The organism is Rhodococcus sp. 05-2256-B1 (genome assembly GCF_002258465.1).
Taxonomy (GTDB): domain Bacteria; phylum Actinomycetota; class Actinomycetes; order Mycobacteriales; family Mycobacteriaceae; genus Rhodococcoides; species Rhodococcoides fascians.
The window spans coordinates 1-21,974 of the sequence record NZ_NOZA01000037.1; the positions used below are offsets into that span (position 1 = coordinate 1).

General features: G+C 64.3%; 22 protein-coding genes. 2 read left to right on the forward strand and 20 right to left on the reverse strand.

Annotated features, from left to right (window positions below; translation table 11 throughout):
- Positions 1-564: 564 nt before the first annotated feature.
- The gene (locus tag CH285_RS23885) at positions 565-1,248 is read right to left on the reverse strand and encodes a pyridoxamine 5'-phosphate oxidase family protein (RefSeq protein ID WP_027497893.1); all 684 of its coding nucleotides are present in this window, start codon (positions 1,246-1,248) and stop codon (positions 565-567) included.
- Between the two features lie 92 nt (positions 1,249-1,340).
- On the opposite strand from CH285_RS23885, the gene pdxR reads away from it, so the two are divergent.
- Entirely contained in the window at positions 1,341-2,744 is a 1,404-nt protein-coding gene (pdxR, locus tag CH285_RS23890) for a MocR-like pyridoxine biosynthesis transcription factor PdxR (RefSeq protein ID WP_255032431.1), read from the forward strand.
- Here pdxR and murA read toward each other — a convergent pair.
- Positions 2,737-3,990 (reverse strand): UDP-N-acetylglucosamine 1-carboxyvinyltransferase, encoded by a 1,254-nt coding sequence (gene murA / locus CH285_RS23895; protein WP_027497895.1) that lies wholly within the window; start codon positions 3,988-3,990, stop codon positions 2,737-2,739. The two genes, pdxR and murA, sit on opposite strands and share 8 nt — an antisense overlap.
- A 53-nt stretch (positions 3,991-4,043) precedes the next feature.
- Here murA and CH285_RS23900 point away from each other — a divergent pair, with 53 nt between their 5' ends.
- Positions 4,044-4,637 carry a cob(I)yrinic acid a,c-diamide adenosyltransferase gene (locus tag CH285_RS23900; protein WP_032368771.1) on the forward strand — a complete coding sequence of 198 codons (594 nt, stop codon included), beginning with the start codon at positions 4,044-4,046 and terminating at the stop codon, positions 4,635-4,637.
- Positions 4,638-4,656: 19 nt separating this feature from the next.
- Here CH285_RS23900 and CH285_RS23905 read toward each other — a convergent pair whose 3' ends face one another.
- The 18 genes from CH285_RS23905 to thrB all read right to left on the reverse strand — a co-directional run bounded on the left by CH285_RS23905 (position 4,657) and on the right by thrB (position 21,970).
- Positions 4,657-5,094: a DUF2550 domain-containing protein gene (locus tag CH285_RS23905; protein ID WP_094643545.1), complete on the reverse strand. Its 438-nt coding sequence runs from the start codon at positions 5,092-5,094 to the stop codon at positions 4,657-4,659.
- A gap of 29 nt (positions 5,095-5,123) precedes the next feature.
- Positions 5,124-5,483 carry a F0F1 ATP synthase subunit epsilon gene (locus CH285_RS23910; RefSeq protein ID WP_027497898.1) on the reverse strand — a complete coding sequence of 120 codons (360 nt, stop codon included), beginning with the start codon at positions 5,481-5,483 and terminating at the stop codon, positions 5,124-5,126.
- 30 nt (positions 5,484-5,513) lie between these two features.
- Positions 5,514-6,962, reverse strand: coding sequence for a F0F1 ATP synthase subunit beta (gene atpD, locus CH285_RS23915; protein WP_027497899.1), 1,449 nt, complete (start codon positions 6,960-6,962; stop codon positions 5,514-5,516).
- Between the two features lie 3 nt (positions 6,963-6,965).
- Complete coding sequence (locus CH285_RS23920) at positions 6,966-7,937, reverse strand: F0F1 ATP synthase subunit gamma (RefSeq protein WP_094643546.1); 972 nt, start codon at positions 7,935-7,937, stop codon at positions 6,966-6,968.
- A 52-nt stretch (positions 7,938-7,989) separates the two neighbouring features.
- Positions 7,990-9,633 (reverse strand): F0F1 ATP synthase subunit alpha, encoded by a 1,644-nt coding sequence (atpA, locus tag CH285_RS23925; RefSeq protein ID WP_027497901.1) that lies wholly within the window; start codon positions 9,631-9,633, stop codon positions 7,990-7,992.
- 88 nt (positions 9,634-9,721) lie between these two features.
- Positions 9,722-10,549 carry a F0F1 ATP synthase subunit delta gene (locus CH285_RS23930; protein WP_027497902.1) on the reverse strand — a complete coding sequence of 276 codons (828 nt, stop codon included), beginning with the start codon at positions 10,547-10,549 and terminating at the stop codon, positions 9,722-9,724.
- A gap of 8 nt (positions 10,550-10,557) precedes the next feature.
- On the reverse strand, positions 10,558-11,127 hold the full coding sequence (locus CH285_RS23935) for a F0F1 ATP synthase subunit B (RefSeq protein ID WP_027497903.1): 570 nt from the start codon (positions 11,125-11,127) through the stop codon (positions 10,558-10,560).
- 7 nt (positions 11,128-11,134) lie between these two features.
- On the reverse strand, positions 11,135-11,374 hold the full coding sequence (locus tag CH285_RS23940) for an ATP synthase F0 subunit C (protein ID WP_027497904.1): 240 nt from the start codon (positions 11,372-11,374) through the stop codon (positions 11,135-11,137).
- A 78-nt stretch (positions 11,375-11,452) separates the two neighbouring features.
- Entirely contained in the window at positions 11,453-12,178 is a 726-nt protein-coding gene (atpB, locus tag CH285_RS23945; protein WP_027497905.1) for a F0F1 ATP synthase subunit A, read from the reverse strand.
- A 441-nt stretch (positions 12,179-12,619) separates the two neighbouring features.
- Positions 12,620-13,051, reverse strand: a complete 432-nt coding sequence (locus CH285_RS23955) for a hypothetical protein (protein ID WP_045840958.1) — start codon at positions 13,049-13,051, stop codon at positions 12,620-12,622.
- A 94-nt stretch (positions 13,052-13,145) separates the two neighbouring features.
- On the reverse strand, positions 13,146-14,354 hold the full coding sequence (locus tag CH285_RS23960; RefSeq protein ID WP_027497907.1) for a glycosyltransferase family 4 protein: 1,209 nt from the start codon (positions 14,352-14,354) through the stop codon (positions 13,146-13,148).
- An 18-nt stretch (positions 14,355-14,372) separates the two neighbouring features.
- Positions 14,373-15,035 (reverse strand): L-threonylcarbamoyladenylate synthase, encoded by a 663-nt coding sequence (locus tag CH285_RS23965; RefSeq protein ID WP_027497908.1) that lies wholly within the window; start codon positions 15,033-15,035, stop codon positions 14,373-14,375.
- A gap of 66 nt (positions 15,036-15,101) precedes the next feature.
- Positions 15,102-15,986, reverse strand: coding sequence for a peptide chain release factor N(5)-glutamine methyltransferase (gene prmC, locus CH285_RS23970; RefSeq protein WP_094643547.1), 885 nt, complete (start codon positions 15,984-15,986; stop codon positions 15,102-15,104).
- Between the two features lie 34 nt (positions 15,987-16,020).
- Positions 16,021-16,806 (reverse strand): SHOCT domain-containing protein, encoded by a 786-nt coding sequence (locus tag CH285_RS23975; protein ID WP_094643548.1) that lies wholly within the window; start codon positions 16,804-16,806, stop codon positions 16,021-16,023.
- Positions 16,807-16,912: 106 nt separating this feature from the next.
- On the reverse strand, positions 16,913-17,989 hold the full coding sequence (gene prfA, locus CH285_RS23980; RefSeq protein ID WP_027497911.1) for a peptide chain release factor 1: 1,077 nt from the start codon (positions 17,987-17,989) through the stop codon (positions 16,913-16,915).
- 96 nt (positions 17,990-18,085) lie between these two features.
- Positions 18,086-18,319, reverse strand: coding sequence for a 50S ribosomal protein L31 (rpmE, locus tag CH285_RS23985; protein WP_008715081.1), 234 nt, complete (start codon positions 18,317-18,319; stop codon positions 18,086-18,088).
- Between the two features lie 200 nt (positions 18,320-18,519).
- Complete coding sequence (gene rho, locus CH285_RS23990) at positions 18,520-20,727, reverse strand: transcription termination factor Rho (protein ID WP_255032432.1); 2,208 nt, start codon at positions 20,725-20,727, stop codon at positions 18,520-18,522.
- A 310-nt stretch (positions 20,728-21,037) separates the two neighbouring features.
- Complete coding sequence (thrB, locus tag CH285_RS23995) at positions 21,038-21,970, reverse strand: homoserine kinase (RefSeq protein ID WP_094643550.1); 933 nt, start codon at positions 21,968-21,970, stop codon at positions 21,038-21,040.
- Between the last annotated feature and the right edge of the window lie 4 nt (positions 21,971-21,974).

Sequence of the window (21,974 nt, forward strand, 5' to 3'; positions counted from 1 at the left end):
AACTCTCCGTAAAAGACCTGCGAAACAACAGTCCCGAAAGACCGTGAATCAGTCAAAGACATCAAGTCAAATCACTAGCAAAAAAACTCAACTAGCATTCAAACAACACCCGACAACAACCACCACAAGCGGATGGCTGATACATCGAATGCTTTCACCAAATAAAATTCGGCACTGACATTCATCGACACACTGTTGAGTTCTCAAAGAACACGCACACACTCGAACCCCACGAACACACGATCCGTAGGCCTCAAGGGCAACTGTTCCAGCCTATCCCAGCTTGGTCTCGGACACAAGGCCCGACTCTTGGGGGATAAAACCTGCCGAGCCACACGTCCAACCTCGTTCACCCAGTCCGTGAAGACCGGGTCGGTGTCCGTCGCTCTGACTCGACAAAAGCTACGCCACCAACCCCACACACGCAAATCGGCAGGTGGATCGAGTTACCGCCGGCATCCGCGCAGGTCGGAGAACCTGTGCGCAAGAAGGCCTCGCATTCGGCCGGCACATCCCCGCATGTGACGCCAGCCATATCTTGCGAACAGTCGACAGAAACGGGTTTCACGAGCGGGACAACGCCAGAACATGGTCGGGCACATCGAGGTTCGGTTCCACATCTTCCCCACGCTCTGCAGTGCCGACGTATTCACCGATCGGAATCACACCCGCCCACACGTCACCTGCTGCAATGTCGGCCTCGTCGTCGATCGGTCCGCCGGTACGCGCTTTCACCGATGCTTCGTACAACGGAAGCGCCAACACACTCGTCGCCGCAAGCTCTTTCCTCGTATGCGCTCGCAGATGCGTGCTTCTACCCGGAACGACCTGATCGACTATGGCGTCCAATGCCCGTGCCCGTTCGTCCTCGTCCTCCACTCGACGTGGCCGTCCCACGATGACGGCGCTTCGATAGTTCATCGAGTGATGGAACGCGGACCGGGCCAGGACCAACCCGTCGACGACCGTGACCGTCACGCAGATGTCCTGACCAGGTGCCTCCACCAGGCTTCGAGAGGCGACCGAACCGTGGAGGTACAGGGTTCCCGCCCTGTCCGGCCCCTCCGGATCCAGGCCGAACACGGTTGGGAGCACGCGTGGCACGTTCCCCACCAGCACCCCCATATGACAGAGGCGAGCCGATCGGAGCACGTCGAGCAACGCCGTCCGCTCCGACTGTGCCCGCTGCCGACCTCGGACCACGGTGGTTCTGGATGTTGGGGACAGAAGTGTTTCGTCGGCCGTCATGCCACCAGAGTGCCGCCCCATTGGCTCACTGTCATGGTCCAATAGAGAGCAATAATGCTAGGCCACTTTCTGCCATGGACAGGTGACGCACGATGACCATGCCGCCGAATGCCCTGTCGATCGCGATCGATCGAGCCGACCGCCGCACGTTGCCCGTTCAGGTGGCCGACGGTATCCGGGCGGCAATCGATCGCGGCGAGCTCGAGCCGGGCGTCCGATTGCCAAGTACCAGAGCCCTTTCCGTCGAAATGGGTCTGGCTCGTGCGGTGGTGGAGAAGGCGTACGAGCAGCTCGTCGCCGAAGGATGGCTCGAGGCACGTCGCGGATCCGGCAACTACGTCCGAGATGTTCCGCATGCCGTTCGGTCGGACCACAGGCTGCACCGAGCACAGGAAGGCCCACCCACTACGCAGCGCATTTCGCTGCGCCCCGGAATACCGTGGACTCCGCCTCGCGCATCCGATGCGTGGAAGCGGGCATGGCGAGACGTCGGCGGCTCTCCCCCACCGGGCGACTATCCCGATCCGGCCGGCTCACTCGACTTGCGCAAGCGCATTGCAGACTTGCTCGGCCGTGCACGCGGGCTGCACACCACCGCGGATTCGATCGTCGTCACCACGGGCAGCATTCACGGTCTGGACCTGGCACTGGGTGCCCTCTCTGCAAACGTCGGCGTCGAACATGTTCTCGCACTGGAGAATCCGGGATACCGGGCTGCTGCTGCCCTCGCTACACACCGCGGGTGGTCCGTTCACGACATCCCCGTCGACCGCGAGGGCCTCGTCGTCGACGAGCTCGAATCGGTTCCTCACGGCATCCCGGCCGTTTACGTCACTCCCTCACACCAGTACCCCACCGGCGGACTCATGCCCGTCGGTCGGAGGCGCGCCCTGGCGGACTGGGCACGAAGTACCGGAACCACCATCATCGAGGACGACTACGATTCCGAATTCCGTTACGGCATAGCACCTTTGACGACGGTCACCGAGCTCGTTCCGGACCGTGCCGTCTACCTGGGAACGGTATCGAAGACGCTGGGTGCCGGCGTACGCCTCGGATGGATGGTGGCTCCCCCGTCGATGGTCGAGCACATCACCGACACACGTCGCGCCATCGGCGACTTCCCGTCGGTTCCCGTCCAGCAGGCCATGACCTCGCTGTTGCGCGACGGCGAATGGGACCGGTCCGTACGCACGGCACGTCGGATCTATCGGGCACGTGACCGCGTCGTCGCCGCTGCGCTGGCGCCATTCGGCGAACTTCGGGGCGTCGGTGCCGGGCTGCACACGGTGCTCGTGCTCGACGCAGACGTTGCACGCGATATTGCAGCCGACTGCGCGGACAACGGAGTCGATCTGCCGACACTCGCGCATTCGACGCGATCGCCGACCACTGATGGTGGCATCGTCATCGGCTACGGGTCGGTGGCGGACGATCGATTCGAGCGCGCGCTCCGGGTGCTGGTCGACGCTCTCGAGAAGAGGTCGGTCAGCTGACCCGCTCGATGCTCCCGCCGAGAGCGGTCAGGTTTTCCACGAATCGCGGATAGCCCCTGTCGATGTGGAACACGTCGTGCACTTCGGTCGTACCGTCCGCCACCAGCCCGGCCAGGACCAGCCCGGCCCCAGCTCGAATGTCCGAAGACCACACCGGCGCACTGGAAAGTTGGGGAACACCGCGAACCACAGCATGGTGGCCATCGGTACGCGCATCAGCGCCCAGACGGATCATCTCCTCGACGAACCGGAAGCGGGCCTCGAACACGTTCTCGGTGATCATCGACGTCCCGTCGGCGACGGTTGCGAGCCCGATAGCCATCGGTTGCAAATCCGTCGGAAACCCGGGGTACGGCAGCGTCGCAAAGTTCACTGCTCGCGGCCGTTCGTGCTGAACGACGCGGAAGCCGTCCGGTTCGCTGGTCACCTCGGCACCCGCAGACCGCAGCTTGTCCAGTACGAGCGAGAGATGTTTCGGGTTGACCCCCCGCACGCGAACGTCCCCGCGCGTCATTGCGGCCGCGATTCCCCACGTAGCAGCGACAATTCGGTCGCCGATGACGCGATGAGTCGTCGGCTTCAACGCGCTGACACCCCGGATGGTGAGGGTCGATGTGCCTGCGCCCCGGACATCGGCACCCATCTCGTTGAGCATGTTGCACACGTCGACGATGTCCGGTTCGCGTGCCGCGTTGTCGATCACGGTCTCACCGGTAGCGAGCACAGCCGCCATCAGGATGTTCTCCGTCGCTCCCACAGAGGGGAAAGCCAACCTGATGTTCGCGCCGCGCAACTCGTCGGCTTCCGCAACGACGCATCCGTGTTGAATTTCGCTGCGCGCCCCCAGCAACTGCAGTCCGGACTGGTGCATATCCAGCGGACGCGACCCGATGGCGTCACCGCCCGGCAATGCCACCACCGCTCGCTTGCACCGCGCGACGAGAGGGCCGAGGACACAGACCGACGCTCTGAACTGGCGAACAGCCGCGAAATCGGCGTGGTATTTCGGCATGGCCGGGGTCGTGATGTGGACGACCGAGCCGTCGAGCTCCACCTCGCACCCGAGCCCGCGCAGCACCTCCGCCATCAGCGGAACATCCAGGATGTCGGGGCAGTTGGTGATCGTGCTGGTTCCCTCGGCGAGCAGGGCCGCGGCCATCAGCTTGAGGACGCTGTTCTTCGCACCACCGACCGCCACCTCACCCACGAGGCGATTACCACCGTTGACCAAAAAGCGTTCACTCACTTCGACAGCGTAGCCAGCGGTACCGACCGGCACCCGCGCGGTACCGTAGCCGCATGGCCGTTCACCTCACGCGCATCTACACCCGGACCGGCGACGACGGGACCACGGGATTGAGCGATTTCTCGAGGGTCTCCAAGAACGACGAGCGGCTGATTGCCTACGCAGATTGCGACGAGACCAACGCGAGCCTGGGAGTCGCACTGGCACTGGGAAATCCGAGTGAATCCGTGCGGACCGTCATCCGGACCGTTCAGAGCGACCTGTTCGACGCCGGAGCGGACCTCTCGACGCCTGTCGTCGACAATCCGGAATACCCACCGCTGAGGATCGATCAGAGTTACATCGACCGCCTCGAAGCCTGGTGCGACGAATTCAACGACGAGTTACCGGCGTTGACGTCGTTCATTCTGCCCGGCGGAACACCTCTGGGGGCGTTGTTGCACGTCGCGCGCACCGTGGCTCGGCGCGCGGAGCGGTCGGCCTGGGCAGCGGTTCATGCCTCCCCGGAAACGACGAGCGATCTACCGGCCAAGTACCTCAACAGGCTCTCGGACCTGCTGTTCATCCTGAGCAGGTACGCAAACCCGGAGGGCGACGTGCAGTGGGTACCCGGAGCGAGCCGCTCGACAGGTACCGATACCGACTGATTTCCGGCAAGCGACTCGTTCAGGCCGCCGGCCGACGGCGGCGCGAGCGCCCCGACGGGCGTGACTCCACCCAGGACAGGAAAGCGGTCAACGCACTTCTGTCCAGTGCCATTTCGTACTTCTTGCCGTTGTCCGACAACTCCAGCACAGCGATTTCCGGAGTCATGATGTCGAACTCGGTGTCGCGGGGGGCCCGTCGGTCCCCCACCTGAACGTCCTGTCTACCGAGCCGATGATCGGGCCCGGGCCGCAGACTGGACAGTTTGAAGAACACCAACGTGTTGTCGCCGTACCGAATGATGCCGTGTCGCCAACCGGCACCGCCCTCGGACGGCAGCACGCGCATGATCGCTGCCGTACCACCTCGCCGCAGCACTGCAAGACGATACGCAAAAGCCGCGACGAGCCCTGCGAGCAGCACAACCAGAATGATCAGAGCAATCAATCCGGAGTGCATCGCAGGTCTCGTCGCGGCTTCTCGTGAACCTAGGACCGCTCGACAGCGCGGATACGTCCCTTGGCCACCGCAATGGCCTCGAGGTCGTCGCCGTTCTCTGCCACTACAGCCCGTGCCGATTCGACATCGATGTCATCGGCGAAATCGGCGGACTCCGCCAGCACTGTGACGGTCTTACCCGTCACCGACAGGAAGCCACCGTGCACCGCAGCGATGATCTTCTCGCCGTCGGTCGTCGTGATCGACACCGTGCCCGCCTCGACCAGCTGGCCGAGGACAGGCTCGTGGCCGGCCATGATGCCGATCTCACCTTCGGTGGTCTGAGCACTGACGATGGTCGCAGTACCGGACCACAGCTTCTGCTCCACAGCGACCAGGGAGACCTCCATGCCGCTCTTCTCGGAAGAAGTCACGTCGGTCTACTTTCCGGCCATCTTCTTCGCGGCTGCCTCGACGTCGTCGAGACCACCACAGCTGTTGAAGGCCTGCTCGGGAAGGTGGTCGTACTCACCCTTGGTGACCTTGTCGAACGCCTCGATGGTGTCCGAGAGGGACACGACCGAACCGGCCTCGCCGGTGAACTTCTCGGCAACGATGAAGTTCTGGCCGAGGAACTTCTGGAGACGGCGTGCGCGGCCGACCAGAACCTTGTCCTCTTCCTGAAGCTCGTCCATACCGAGGATGGCGATGATGTCCTGCAGCTCCTTGTACTTCTGCAGGATGCGCTTGACCTCGTTGGCGACACGGAAGTGCTCGGCACCGACGATGCCGGGCTCGAGGATGCGCGAGGTCGAGCTCAGCGGGTCCACAGCGGGGTAGATACCCATCTGCGAAATCGGACGCGACAGTTCGGTCGTCGCATCGAGGTGCGCGAACGTCGTGGCCGGAGCCGGGTCGGTGTAGTCGTCGGCGGGGACGTAGATCGCCTGCAGCGAGGTGATCGAGCGGCCACGGGTCGAGGTGATGCGCTCCTGGAGCTCACCCATCTCGTCCGCCAGCGTGGGCTGGTAACCGACGGCAGACGGCATACGACCGAGAAGGGTCGACACCTCCGAACCTGCCTGCGTGAAGCGGAAGATGTTGTCGATGAACAGCAGCACGTCCTGGCCCTGCACATCGCGGAAGTACTCCGCCATGGTCAGTGCCGACAACGCCACGCGCATACGCGTGCCGGGCGGCTCGTCCATCTGTCCGAAGACGAGGGCGGTGTCCTGGAGGACGCCCATCTCTTCCATCTCGAGGTGAAGGTCGGTGCCCTCACGAGTACGCTCGCCGACTCCTGCGAACACCGAGGTGCCCGAGAACTCGCGTGCGATACGGGTGATCATTTCCTGGATCAGCACGGTCTTGCCGACGCCGGCACCACCGAACAGACCGATCTTTCCGCCCTTGACGTACGGCGTCAGCAGGTCGATGACCTTGATGCCGGTCTCGAGGATCTCGGTCTTGCCCTCGAGCTGATCGAAGGCTGGTGGCTTGCGGTGGATGCCCCACTGCTCGCCGTCGCGGCCGAGTCCGGGGGTGTCCAGGCAGTCACCGAGGGCGTTGAACACGTGGCCCTTGACGACGTCACCGACGGGAACCGAGATCGGCTTGCCGGAGTCGACGACAGCCGTGCCACGGACGAGGCCGTCGGTGGGCTGCATCGAGATGGTGCGAACCAAGTTGTCACCGAGGTGCTGTGCAACCTCGAGCGTCAGGGTCTTGGCCACGGTCGGCAGAGTGATCTCTGCGTTGAGGGCGTTGAACAGTGCGGGAATCGAGCCGCGCGGGAACTCGACGTCCACAACGGGGCCGATGACCCGAACGACACGGCCGGACTGTGTGTCCGCTCCGCTCGCGTTCTCTTGGGCTACTGCTGCGGTCATTGCTTAGTCACTTCCTGCGCTGTCGGCCAACGCGTTGGCGCCACCGACGATTTCGCTGATTTCCTGGGTGATCTGGGCCTGCCGAGCCTGGTTGGCCTGACGGCTCAAGGTCTCGACCAATTCGTTCGCGTTGTCCGTCGCTGCCTTCATGGCGGTACGACGCGCCGCGGACTCCGACGCTGCTGCATCGAGCAACGACGCGTAGATCCTGGTGCTGATGTACTTGGGCAGCAGCGCCGAGAGCAGAGTGCCTGCCTCCGGCTCGAACTCGTACTGTGCCTGCACATCCGCGGTCGGTGAGTCGGTCAACGCGTCCGCACCCATCTCGAATTCCTCGTCGGTGTACGAGATTTCGAGTGGTGCCATCCGGCGAACTTCGGGCTTCTGCGTGAGCATCGACACGAAGCGGGTGTAGACGATGTGCAACTCGTCCACGCCCTCGACGGTGCCTTCACCGTTGGGAGCATCCACCTCGGTGCCCGAACCCGCCATGAACAGCTCGACCAGATGCCTACTGGCCTTCGCTGCATCGGCGTATCCGGGTTCCTGCGAGAAGCCCGTCCAGGCACCCTTCACGTCCCGCTCACGGAACGTGTAGTAGCCCAGGCCTTTTGCGCCGAGCACGTAGATAACCGGGTCCTTGCCCTCGGAGCGCAGGAGCTGGAAGAGCTCCTCCGTTTCCTTGAGGACGTTGGAGTTGTAGCCACCGCACATACCGCGGTCACTGGTCACGACCAGGACTGCAGCACGCTTGGGCTCGGGTCGCTCGTTGAGCAACGGGTGATCGAGCGAGCTCGATGCACTCGCCAGTGCGGAGAGCACCTTCGTGATCTCTTCCGCGTACGGCTTCGATGCGGCAACGCGGGCCTGCGCCTTGGTGATTCGCGAAGTTGCGATCAACTCTTGCGCTTTGGTGATCTTCTTCGTCGAGTTGACCGACTTGATACGGGAGCGAAGCTCGAGAATGCTTGCCATCTAGCTGTTCACGCTCCCTTCTGTGCTCGTCATGTCACCTGTCATCGCCGGCCTACTTGCTGACTGTCTTGCGGGTGACGTTGACCTGCTCCTGGCTGACCTCGTCGGCGTTCAGAGTGTCTGCCTCGGCCTCGTTGACGACGCGGTTGCCGTCCGAGTCCACGAAGCCGGCCTTGAACTTCTCGGTCGCTTCGGTCAGTGCCTTCTGGTTGTCCTCGTCGAGAGCCTTGCCACCGGCAATGCTGTCGTAGACGCCGCTTGCGTTGCGGTGTAGATCTTCGAGCAGCTCGGTCTCGAAGCGGCGGACATCGCCGACCGGAACGGAGTCGTACGTGCCCTGTCCTGCGAGCCAGATCGAGACGATCTGGTCTTCGACGGCCACCGGTGCGTACTGATCCTGCTTGAGCAGCTCCACCAGACGAGCGCCGCGCTCGAGCTGCGCCTTGGACGCTGCATCGAGGTCGGACGCGAACGCCGAGAAGGCTTCGAGCTCACGGAACTGAGCAAGCTCGAGACGAAGGGATCCGGAGACCTTCTTCATGCCCTTGGTCTGCGCAGCGCCGCCGACTCGGGAAACCGAGATACCGACGTTGATGGCGGGACGGACGCCCTTGTTGAAGAGATCCGATTCCAGGAAGACCTGGCCGTCGGTGATGGAGATGACGTTGGTCGGGATGTACGCGGAGACGTCGTTGGCCTTGGTCTCGATGATCGGCAGTGCCGTCAACGATCCGCCACCGAGCTCGTCGGACAGCTTCGCCGAACGCTCCAGCAGGCGGGAGTGCAAGTAGAAGACGTCACCGGGGTATGCCTCGCGGCCCGGCGGGCGACGCAGCAGCAGCGAAATTGCGCGGTAGGCCTCGGCCTGCTTGGTCAGGTCGTCGAACACGATGAGGACGTGCTTGCCCTGGTACATCCAGTGCTGGCCGATGGCCGAGCCGGTGTACGGAGCGAGCCACTTGAAGCCGGCCGAGTCGGACGCGGGTGCGGCGACAATGGTGGTGTATTCGAGTGCGCCCTGCTCTTCGAGTGCAGCCTTGACGCCTGCGATCGTGGAGCCCTTCTGGCCGATGGCGACGTAGATGCAGCGAACCTGCTTCTTGTCGTCGCCGCTCTCCCAGTTGGCCTTCTGGTTCAGGATCGCGTCGATGCAGACCGCAGTCTTGCCGGTCTTGCGGTCGCCGATGATGAGCTGACGCTGGCCGCGGCCGATCGGGGTCATGGCGTCGATCGCCTTGATGCCGGTCTGCAGCGGCTCCTCGACGGGCTGGCGCTCGAGCACCGAGGCAGCCTGCAATTCGAGGGCGCGGGTCTCGGAGGACTCGATGTCGCCGAGGCCGTCGATGGGCTTGCCCAGCGGGTCCACGACGCGACCGAGGTAGCCGTCGCCCACGGGGACCGACAGCACGTCTCCGGTGCGCTTGACTTCCTGGCCTTCTTCGATGTGCTCGTAGTCACCGAGGATGACGGCACCGATTTCGGTGGCATCCAGGTTCAACGCGACACCGAGGACTCCGCCCGGGAACTCCAGGAGTTCGTTGGACATCGCCGACGGCAATCCGGACACGTGAGCGATTCCGTCGCTCGTGTCCGTAACCGTGCCGACCTCCTCGCGGGAAGACTCCGGTGAGTAGCTCGCGGTGAAGTTATCGATCGCGCTACGGATCTCGTCGGAGGAGATCGTCAGCTCCGCCATAGTGTTTCCTGCTCTTCCTTCGAATGATCGCGGTATGAAAAGCCTCGAATGCCGAGGCAATTCTTCTCGTTACTGTGTCCGTGTCGGACTATTTGAGCGTCTTTCGCAATGCAGCGAGGCGGCCTGCCCCGCTACCGTCGATGACCTCGTCGCCGATACGAACGACAAGTCCGCTGAGCAGTTCGGTATCGACCTCTACGTGCACCGTGACCTGCTTGCCGTACGTGCGGGTCAAGGTTGCGGTCAGCTTTTCGAGCTGACTGTCGCTCAGTGGGGCTGCGCTGCGTACGTGTGCAACTGCGCGGTCGCGCTGTTCGGCGGCCAGGTCTGCCAGTCCGTTCAGAACGTCGGCGGGTGCCGCCTTCCGTGGACGCGTGACGGCCTGCACCGCGAGCGCCTCGGTGACCGCGGTGACCTTGCCGTAGAGCAGACGACCCAGCAGTTCGCGCTTGGCCTGCGCCGGCTTGGATCGATCCGACAATGCCTGCTCGAGCTGCGGGTTGGCAGCAACGATGCGGCCGAGCCGGAACAGCTCGTCCTCGACCGTGTCCAGCTGGTCCTGATCGGCAGCAGCGCGGAGCAGAGCTTCGCGTCCCAGCTCGACCAGCGAGTTCAGCAGGTCACGGGCGGTGGACCAGCTTTCGCCGGCCGCAGCCTTGACGATGGTCGCCGTTGCGCTTGACACCTGGCCGGAGAAGACCTCTCCGGCCAGAGCGCTTCGTCGATCGCCCTCGACCGAGGAGTCGGCGAGAGCGGTACGCAACGTGCGCTGCGCGTCGAGAGTTTCGACGACGGCGAACAACTCGGCACCGGTCTGAGCGGCGACGGCCGTTGCCTCGCCGCCCGACGCGGACCCCAGAGCTTCGTGGGCGACCGACCGTGTGCGGGCGAGCGCCTCACGAGAAGTTGCGTACATGGTTCGACTCACTTTCCTGATGCGGAGTCCGCGGTGACGGAATCCAGCTCGTTGAGGAAGCGATCGATCGAACTGGAACGCTTCGCGTCATCGGAGAGCTGCTCTCCGATGACCTTCTCGGCGAGTTCGACGGCCGTACGTCCGAGGTCGCCACGAAGTTCGGTGACGATCTGCTGACGCTGAGCAACGAGCTGACTGTGGCCTGCGGCCACGATCCGATCGCTCTCTTCCTGCGCCTTTTCCTTCATCTCGGCGAGAATCGCCTGTCCCTGGGTGCGCGCTTCCTCGCGGATCTGCGCAGCCTCGGAACGGGCGTCGGCGAGCTGAGCGTGGTACTGCTCGAGAGCAGCCTTCGCCTCTGCCTGTGCCTGCTCGGCCTTCTTGATTCCGCCTTCGATGAGCTCGGAACGCTCGGAGAGGACCGTCTGGAAACGCGGTACGACGTACTTCCAGAACAGGAAGCCGATGATCACGACACAGACGATCGACCAAACGATGTCGTATGTTGCGGGCAGCAGCGGGTTCTGGGATTCCTCCCCCTCCGCCCCGGCTGCGAGCAGCGTTATCGCGTTTGTCATCGCGCTCTCAGAGAATGAAGCCGGCGACGAGGCCGATCAGGGCGAGGGACTCGGTGAATGCAATGCCGAGGAACATGGTCGTACGGAGCTGACCGGCCAGCTCGGGCTGGCGAGCGGTTGCTTCCATGTTCTTGGCGACGACGAGGCCGAGGCCGATGCCACCACCGATCGCTGCGAGGCCGTAGCCGATGGCGCCGTATCCGTTTGCGGTGATTTCCTGCGCCTGGGCCAGAACTTCAAGGCTCATTCGGTTTTCCGTTCCCTTTCTTCGGTCCACATCCGGGTGTCGGAGGTGGCGGTGTAGCTAGTTCGGTCTGTTGGTCGGTCAGTGCGAGTCGGCGTGCAGCGACAGATCGATGTAGATCGCCGTCAGCAGCGCGAAGATGTATGCCTGCAGGAAGATCACGAGCATCTCGAACATCGTGAACAGGAAGCCCATGATGAGCGAGGGTGCGGCGAAAATCTTCAGGCCGGCAGAGGCCTCGAAGAGGAAAAACTGCGTGGCGCTGAAGAACAGCACGAGCATGATGTGACCGGCGAGCATGTTGGCCAGCAGACGCACCGTCAACGTGAACGGGCGAAGCACGAAGTTCGAGATGAACTCGAGCGGGATCAGCAGCACGTGCATGGCCTTCGGAATGCCCGGGATCACGATCGTGCCCTTGACGAACTTGGCTGCACCGAACTTCTTCACACCGGCGTAGACGAACGCGATGTACGCGACTGCGGCCAACACGATCGGCAGACCGATGCGGGCGTTGGCAGAGATGTTCAGGAACGGTATGACCGCGCTGAGATTCACCGCGAAGACCGTGAAGAAGATCGTCATGATGACGGGCAGGAAGCGGCGTCCCTGTTCCTTGCCGAGGACATCCTCGGCCACGTGGATCCGGACGAAGTCGAGAGCGATCTCGGCGACGTTCTGGATTCCGCGAGGAACGATCTTGGGGCTGCGCAGAGCGATCAGCATGAAGACGATCAGCAGAGCCGACATCAGGATGCGGATGAGCATCAGCCGGTCGAGCTCGAACGGGGTTCCCTCGAACAGCACCGCGGGAGGAAAGAAATCGGATAGTGACGGCGGATGGAACTCCGCAGCCAGAGTGGTGACGCTCAGCGGTCTCTCCCGTGTTCGGGCCGCAACCGAGTAACGGCTGCGGTTCGATCGGACAATGACGATCTATCAAGTCGACGAAAATCGGCTCGCAATCGTCAGAGGCTGAGGCCCGGTCTTCATCGGCCAAGCGTCTGTCGGGTGTCGGCGACTCACGTCGACTCGGCAACTCTCAGGGCGAAACCCTACGTTGCCGAAGTCTGTGACTCCGGGCCTACTGTAAGGAAGCTCACGCTGATGGTTACCTGCGGGGGTCCAGTCCGGGGAAAAAGTCTCTTTCGTCCCGGTCTTGCCCATCGCTTGATGCAAACTTTATCAACAGAACTACGACGTTGTGTAGGCGGCCCTCAGCTTAACCGATTACGACAGCTTGTCGTACTACGACTTGTCGGGGTTCCCGTCGGCAGGAACGCTGTCGACGTAGCCCACCTTCGTCTTGACGACACCGAACACCTCAGCGCCCAGGACCACCACCAGAGCCCCCAGAATGGTCAGCCCGAGCGAATACCGGTTGTAGAAGTCCGCATCCTTGAGTGCCACGAGCACGATCAGCGCGATGACCATCTTGACCAACCACCCACCGAGCAACAGCGCTCCGACCGCCGACGCGGGAAACCGCGTGGTCAGAGCCACCGACAGCGCGGTCGTGATGACGAACCCGCCCCCGATGGCCACTCCGATGATCGATCCCCACAATCCTGGAGTTCCCGCAGCAGCAACCGAAATCCCCACGCTCACCACCGTCAGTACCACCAGGCCGATGAGGCCGTAGCGGACCGCGGCACGAAGCGGTGCGAATTGGTCGGGCATGGGCTGCGGGGTGAAGGTCACAGTTGTCGAGAGTACCCAGTGGCACCCGGTGGCCGGCACCAGCCGGGACACGACCGAAGAACCACCGAGCCGATCAGCGGCGTCGGACACCCCGGCGTTCGGATCCGGGCGATCGATCCACCCGCAGAGTGGGCACAGCCGTGACGACGAGCGCGAACACCAGACCGGCTGCGACGAGGAGCACCACGATGCGCCGGTCGAGAAGCGAGGATCCGACCGCACCGAACGCGAGCACACCGACCCAGAGGTAGATCACCAGGACCACCCGTCGATGCGAGTGGCCGATCTGCAGGAGTCGGTGATGGAGATGCATCTTGTCGGGGCTGAACGGACTTCGCCCGGCCCGAGTGCGGCGAACGACGGCGAGCAACAGATCGAGTATCGGAATGAGCATCACGGCACCGACCAACAGGAGCGGCGACAACAGACCCAGCAGATCGCGTGGACCGTAGGCCGTCAACGGAATGCGCCCCGAGGCACTCGTCGAGATCGTGGCCAGCGTCAGCCCGATCAACATGGACCCCGAATCGCCCATGAAGATGCGCGCCGGTTGGAAATTGTGCGGCAGAAATCCCAGGCAGGCACCGGCCAGCGCCGCCGCGATCAAAGCAGGTGGGTAGACGCCGACGTCGCCCCCCTGTTCCTGCAGCAGGCCCACCGAAAAGATGCAGATCGCGACCGACGAAATGAGGCCGAGTCCGGCTGCGAGCCCGTCGAGGCCGTCGACGAAGTTCATCGCGTTGACGATGACGACGGTGATCAGAACGGTCACCAGCCCGGCCTGAAGTTGGTCGAGCACCAAGGTGCTGCCCGGCTGGCCGGGCTCGCCGCCCCAGGGCTGGTAGAGCACAACCCAGCTCACACCCATGATGACCAGGACGCCGGCCGCCGTCACCTGGCCGACGAACTTCGTCAGTGCGTCGAGACCCCAACGGTCGTCGATGACGCCGACCAGCACGATCACGAAGCCTGCGACCAGCGCAGCCGGAATGTCGCGGTTGTAGGCGACATCGAATCCGCGGGCCAACGCGGGCAGCTGCGAGGCGAACAGCAGCGCGGCGAGCATGCCGGCGTAGATGCCCACTCCCCCGAGTCGCGGGGTGGCCTGCACGTGGACGTCACGATCACGAGGAATGGCGACTGCGCCGAACTTGATCGCGGCCACTCGAACGCCACCGGTCGCGAAGAACGTGACGACAGCGGCCGTCAGGAAAACAAGCAGCAGCTCGCGGATCGGAACGCCTGCGCCCAGATTCGACTGGGCAAGCACCTCGACGCTCATGCGGAACGGACGGGCATGTCAGGACGCTCCTGGGACCAGGCTTTCGGCGGTGACACCGAGAACCTCGGCAATCTGCTCCGTGGGAATGGCACCGACCCGCAGGATTCGTGCGTGCTCACCGGTCAGGTCCACGATGGTGGAGGCCACCGCGTGGTCGGCCGGCCCCCCGTCGAGATAAACCGCTGCAGATCCACCGAGTTGTTCTCGCGCCTGCGTCACCGTGGTGGCGGGCGGACTTCCCGAAATATTTGCACTGGACACCGCCAGCGGACCTACTTCACGAAGGAGCTCGAGCGCGACCGGGTGCAGCGGCATCCGCAGCATGACGGTTCCCTGAGCATCACCCAGATCCCACGCCAGCGACGGTGCCTGCTGGACCACGATGCTCAATGCACCGGGCCAGAAGGCTCGAATCAGATCTCGGGTCCGCGGCCGGACGCTCTGCACCAGGCCGTCGATCGTGTTCCACGAACCGACGAGGACCGGGACCGGCATATCGCGTCCCCGCCCCTTGGCGCGCAGCAGGTCGGTGACCGCGCTGCCGTCGAACGCGTCGGCGGCGATCCCGTAGAGCGTGTCGGTGGGCATCACGACGAGTCGACCGGATTTGAGGGCACCGCGCGCTGCGGTCAATCCGGCAGCCCGCGCATCGGCTTCACGGCAGTCGTAGACGGTACTCACTCCGCCTATCCTTCCACCTTCGGTAACGAAGTGATGTCAGGTGCCGCCGGCTTGCCGCCTTGCCGCTCAGGCAGAGGGCGGCGTCGCCCGTGCCGCCACGACGAAGCGGGGGCGGCCGGCCAGGTCCGGATGCTCGGTGACCTGGGTGAAGACTCGTCGCCGAGACAACAGGGCAGCGACGCCCTCCCCGTTCGAGTCGTCGTGCTCGATGGCGACTCCGCCGCCGACACGTAGCCACCGCGCGATGTTGCCGATCATCGGCTCGATGACCGACAACCCGTCCTCGCCGCCGAAGAGCGCGATGTGCGGATCGTGGTCGAGTACTTCCGGATCGAGCTCGGCCCCGTCCGGAATGTACGGCGGGTTCGCGACGATCATGTCCACCGAGCCGTCGAGGTCGGTCATGAGATCCCGAGAAGTGACGTCTCCGTGATGCAACGTGATCGGCGAATCACCCTGCTCGGCACGCAGATCCGCGTTGCGCCGGGCCCACGCCAGCGCCGATGGATCGAGCTCGACGGCGTGCACGACGGCATCCGGGCGTGCGTTCGCGATGGCGAGCGCCAGCGCGCCCGACCCCGTGCACAGGTCCAGCACCACGGGCGGGTGATGGCCGACGTTCTCGAGAAAAGCGAGCGCCCACGCCAACAGCAATTCGGTTTCGGGACGCGGAACGAACACCCCGGGGCCCACCTCGACATCGATGTTTCCCAATGACGTCGTTCCCGTGATGTATTGCAGGGGAATACGTTTCGCGCGCTGCTCGATTGTTCGGAAGTACGCCTCGACGAGTTCGGGCTCCACCAACGGCACCAACCCCAGCCGACCGCGATCGACTCCGACGAGGTGCGCGGCGAGTAGCTCCGCATCCACCCGAGGGCTCGGCACACCGGCGGCCTCGAGCATCGACGTCGCTTCGAGGATGGCTAGGCGTAACGGCTTGCGGCTCACTTGTACAGACTGCCACGGCGGTCCGACACCGGACTCACAGCCGCCCCAGCAACTCCGACTTCTTTGCGAAGAACTCGTCGTCGGTCAGAAATCCCTTCGCATGCAGACCGGCGAGCGCCTCGATCGCAGCGGTGATGTCCGAGATGTCGACACCGGTGTGAGCAGGTGAACCCGACTGCGCAGACGCGAAATTCTGTGCGGGCGGCTGCGACGAAGTCATGTTCTGCGGTGGCGCGTCGGCGGACCGTTGGTCGACGCGCGGCAGACTCGCCGCGGTGAACGTGCCGTACTGGCTGGTGAACTCCACCGAACCCGGACCCCCACCCTGCTGCTGTTGCACTCCGCCGATGGAGTGATCGAGGGTGTCATACACCGCCAATTCCCCTCCCACGAGGACGGCGAGGCGACGAGATCCTGGAAACACCGCGTACTGCGATCCGTTCTGGCCACCGCTCGAACTCGGCGAACCCAGATCCGACGGCCACCACGATCCCCCGCCGAAGGAAGTGCCGCCGAACGATCCCGTACCGGCATCTCTCGGCGGATAGACCTGATGCTGCGCCAACACGGCGGACAGATCGCGGCACAAACCGTCGACCCGACTTTTGAGGCCGTGATCGAACATGTTGCCCACCATCGTCATACCGCCGCGCATCCACTGCCCACTGCCGCCGAGCTCGGGAATGTTGAACTGCGCCATGGTGCCGCGGCCGTTGTTGACGGCGTCGAGCATGGTGCGGACCGCGTCGGTGGACACCCCGTAGCGGGAAGCGAGCTCGGTGACGGCGTTCTCGCCTGCGGGGGTCAAGGCCTGGTTCATCTCGGGTGTGCCTTTCGTGGCGCGCGGGCGGGTCGAATGCGATCGCCAGGGTATCTCGAGATTCGTTCGATCAGCAGCGCGAGACCCGAAAACGGTTGGCGCGCAGTTATTCTGCTTGCATACGTGCGTCGCGGTCGGCCTTGGCGAGCGCGTCGAGCAGTGCGTCCATGTCGCCGTCGAGCAGCGCGTCGAGGTTGTGCGCTTTGAATCCGATGCGGTGATCGGTGATGCGGTTCTCGGGGTAGTTGTACGTCCTGATCCGCTCCGAGCGGTCGACGGTACGCACCTGACTGGCTCGGCCGGCCGAGGCCTCTTCGTTGGCTGCTTCCTCCGCGGCCGCCTGCAGACGCGCCGCGAGCACCTGCATCGCACGCGCCTTGTTCTGCAACTGCGATCTCTCGTTCTGACAGGTGACGACGATGCCGGTGGGCAAATGGGTGATGCGGACAGCGGAGTCGGTGGTGTTGACACCCTGACCGCCCTTGCCGGACGAGCGGTAGACGTCGATGCGCAGATCGGTTTCGTCGATCTGCACTTCCTCGACCTCGTCGGGCTCCGGATACACGAGAATGCCGGCCGCGGAGGTATGCACGCGTCCCTGCGATTCGGTGACCGGCACCCGCTGCACGCGATGGACGCCGCCCTCGAACTTCAGCCGCGCCCAGACGCCGTCGAGCGGATCCTTGGTCTTGATCGACAACGTCGCGTCCTTGTAGCCACCCAGGTCCGAGACGTTCGCGTCGAGAACCTCGACTCGCCAGCCGCGGCGTTCGGCGTAGCGCACGTACATCCGCGCCAGGTCGGCCGCGAAGAGCGCCGACTCCTCGCCGCCCTCACCCGACTTGACCTCCATCACGATGTCGTCGCCGTCGTGCGGGTCGCGCGGTGCCAGAAGATCGGTCAGCGTCTGTTCCAGGTGCAGAACCGTTGCCTCGAGCTCGGGGATCTCTGCGGCGAACGACGAATCGTCGGCGGCGAGTTCACGTGCGGCTTCGAGGTCGTCCTGAGCGGCGGTCAACTTGGTGTGCGCCGACATGATCGGTGCCAGCTCGGCGAACCTCTTGCCTGCCCTGCGCGCTGCGGACGGGTCGTTGTGCAGGGCGGGGTCGGCCAGTTGCTGCTCGAGGCCGGAGTGTTCGGCGAGGATGTCGTCGATGGCCGAAGGCTTGTCTGTTCTCGCCATGGTGACGACTCACTCTCCGAACGGGTGAAACCGGGTGTGGACACAAAAAAGCCGACGCCCGCCCTGTAGTTCACAGGACGGGCGTCGGCGAAACAGCTAGCTGTCTGCGTCGGCCTTCTTGCCGGCGCGCTTGCCGTAGCGAGCCTCGAAGCGAGCGACGCGACCGCCGGTGTCGAGAATCTTCTGCTTGCCGGTGTAGAAGGGGTGGCACTGCGAGCAGACCTCGACGCTGATGCGCTCTTTGTCGGTGGTGCTTCGGGTCTCGAAAGTATTGCCGCAACCACAGACGACTGTCGTCAGTGTGTAGTCGGGGTGAATTCCTGCCTTCATGGTGTCCTTACCGTTCTTTGTAATGGTCGCCGGGTCGCCTTCGCTGATCGAAGACGTGAACCGGAACCGGACTCGGCCGTTGATTATGCCAGAGCGTGTATCTGCCCTGCTAATCGTCGGTACTTCTGTGCCGACAGATGCTTACAACGCGGGCACCTGCCCTCTTGTTCCCCGGACCCTCGGACCCGGGGAACACGGGATCAATCGTTGATGCCGCCGGGAGCTGTCTTCGACACTTCCATCAGGAATTCGAGGTTGTTCTTGCTCTTCTTCAGGCGATCGACCAGCAGGTCGATGGCTTGATGCGAGTCGAGACCGGACAACACGCGACGCAGCTTGTGCACCACGGCCGCCTCGTCCGGAGCGAGAAGAAGCTCGTCGTGACGGGTGCTGGACGGGTTGATGTCCACCGCGGGGAACACCCGACGCTCGGCGATCTTGCGATCGAGCTTGAGCTCGGCGTTACCGGTGCCCTTGAACTCCTCGAAGATCACGGTGTCGCCGGTGGATCCGGTCTCGACCATGGCCGTGGCGATGATCGTCAGAGAACCACCGTGCTCGATGTTTCGTGCCGCGCCGAGGAATCGCTTGGGCGGGTACAGCGCGGTCGAGTCGACACCACCGGAGAGAATGCGGCCCGAAGCAGGCGAGCTGTTGTTGTACGCGCGGCCCAGACGGGTGATCGAGTCGAGCAGGACAACCACGTCCTGGCCGGCCTCGACCAGACGCTTGGCACGCTCGATCGCCAGCTCGGCGACTGCCGTGTGGTCACCCGGCGGACGGTCGAAGGTCGAGGCGATGACCTCGCCCTTGACCGAGCGCTGCATGTCGGTCACTTCCTCGGGACGCTCGTCGACGAGGATGACCATCAGGTAGCACTCGGGGTTGTTGATGGCGATCGCGTTGGCGATGGCCTGCAGAACGCTCGTCTTACCGGCCTTCGGGGGGCTGACGATCAACGCGCGCTGACCCTTACCGATGGGCATCACCAGGTCGATGATGCGCGTGGTCAGGATGTTCTGCTGGGTCTCGAGGCGCAGCCGCTGGTTGGGGTACAGCGGGGTGAGCTTGCCGAACTCCGGACGCTTGCGCGCGGCCTCGACCTCTCCCCCGTTGACGGTATCCAGACGCACCAGCGGGTTGAACTTCTGACGCTGACCCGACTGCTCACCTTCACGCGCCACCCGAACGGCACCGGTGACGGCGTCGCCGCGGCGAAGGCCGTTCTTGCGCACCAGGTTCATCGACACGTAGACGTCGTTCGGTCCGGCCAGGTAACCCGAGGTCCGAACGAACGCGTAGTTGTCGAGAACGTCGAGAATGCCGGCTACCGGCTGGAGAACATCGTCCTCGCGGATCTCGGTGTCGCGCTCGCGACCGCCGCCGCCCTCGTTGCCCTCGCCGCGGTCGCGTCCACGACGACGCTCACGGAACCGTCGACCCCTGCGACCGCGGCCTTCGCCGTCGTCGTCCTGGTTGTTGTCACGGTTGTCGCGCGGGCCGTTGTTGCGGTCCTCGTTGCGATTGTCGTTTCGGTTGTCGTTGCGGTTGTCGTTCCGGCCGTCGCCTTGATTGCGATTGCGTCCGCCACGGTCGTTCTGATTGCGGTTGCCGTTCTCACGGTTGGAGTCGCGGTTCGAGTTGTCCCGGTCGCCCTGGTTGCGGCCCGCATTGTCGCGATTGCCGCCGTCCCGGTCCCCCTGGTTGCGGTCGCCCTGGTTGCGGTCGCCCTGGTTGCGGTCGTTCTGGTTGCGGTCGTTCTGGTTGCGGTCGTTCTGGTTGCGGTTGCCGTTGTCGGTGTCACGCGGTTCGCGCTCGGCACCGTCCTGGCGGTTGCGCTCGCCGCGGCTACGACGTGGGCGCTCCGCTGCGGCGTTCTCGCCGGAATCGTCCTGCTTGTCGGTGGTCTCCGCTGCAGCGGTCGACTCCGCGGTAGCGGTCGACTCCGCGGTAGCGGGGGCCGATGCGGCCGTGTCGCCGCTGCCGTCCAGTGGCAACTGGTCGGGCGCACCTGCGCGGCGACCCGCGGCGCGGCGGCCCCGGGTGCGACGTCCGGCCTCGGGTGCTGCGTCCGACGTGTCGGCAGCCGTCGCAGGCTCGGGAGCAGTGTCGATTGCGGGTCGTTCGTCGGCAACCGGTGCCGACGCAGCAGCGCGTCGAGCCTTGGGAGCGTCGGCCTTCGGTGCATCGCTCTTCGGTGCATCGGACTTCGGCGCAGCGGACTTGGCCGGCGCGGTGCCCGATTGACGCTCGGTGATGGCCGCGATCAGATCGCCCTTGCGCATGCCGGAGATGCTCTTGATGCCGAGTTCGCCAGCGAGGCTGCGTAGCTCGGTGAGAACCATTCCGGACAGGCCGGCGCGACGGCGTGACGTTTCGGGCGCAGAGATGAGTTCCGTATCGGTCACGGAGGTCCTTTCCTTCCCTCGCTCGCTCGATGCGCAGCCGAGGGTTCGTTCCGCAGCTCGGCTTTCTGCCGAACTCGGATATTGCCGTTCATGTTCGACGCACTCCGCCGACGACACCATCGGTCCGAGACCGCAGCGAACTACGGGAAGGACCGAGCCAGGAGCGTCACATCACTCGGACGTTCTGAACTCCCCCGAATACAGTGACCTGATTGCCCTGACGAAACCGGCGTCTGAAGCGCACGATGTACGGACAGGGTTCACCATAGCGTCGTTGTCCTCGCTCGGCAAGAACCCTATTCGGTGTCGGTCATGCGACCGTGACTCCGTCGGCCACCTCGAGGTCGAGAACTCGCCATCCCTCGGCCAGTGCAGCGTCGCGCAGATCGGCCGGGAATTCTTCGGTGCACAGGGCCATGACGGTAGGGCCTGCTCCCGACACCACTGCGGCTATCGAGCGGGCGCGCAACGTCGCGATCCACCGGGTGGTGTCGGGCAGCGCCTGTGCCCGCTGGCCCTGATGCAGTAGATCCTCGGTGGCAGCCATCAGCAGATCCGGACGCTCGGTCAATGCGACGACGGCGAGCGCACTGCGACTGACGTTGAAGGCGGCGTCGCGGTGCGGCACCAACTCCGGCAGCAATCCCCGTGTGTGCGAGGTCGAGGAGCGCTCGGACGGCACGAGCACGACGACCTTGATGCTGGGATGTACGTCCAGGCGCACGGCGGCGTACTTGCGTGCCGTCACACTGGCATTGGGCGGTTCGCTCCACGACACGACGGCACCGCCGAGGCAACTCGCCGACGCGTTGTCGGGGTGCCCCTCGAACTCGGACGACAACTGCACCAACTGACTGTCCGACAACGACAGCGCGGGGTCCACCTTCGACGCAAGTGCATTGGCCGCGGCGAGCCCGCCGACCACGGCCGAGGCCGAGGATCCGAGACCTCTCGAATGCGGAATGACGTTGCGGCAGTGGACATTCAATCCATCTGCCCATACTCCGGCCGCTTCCAGACCCCGTTCGATGGCCCGCACGACGAGGTGCGTCGGTCCCCACGGAACGTCCGCCGAACCCTCACCGTCGACGTGGATCGACAGGCCCGACGCAGTGGTCGTGACCTCGATCTCGTCGTACAAGCCCAAAGCTATTCCGAGACTGTCGAATCCGGGGCCGATGTTGGCACTGGAGGCCGGCACACGCGCGGTCACCGCGAGCCCGATGGGAAGCGTCTTCGTCATTGCC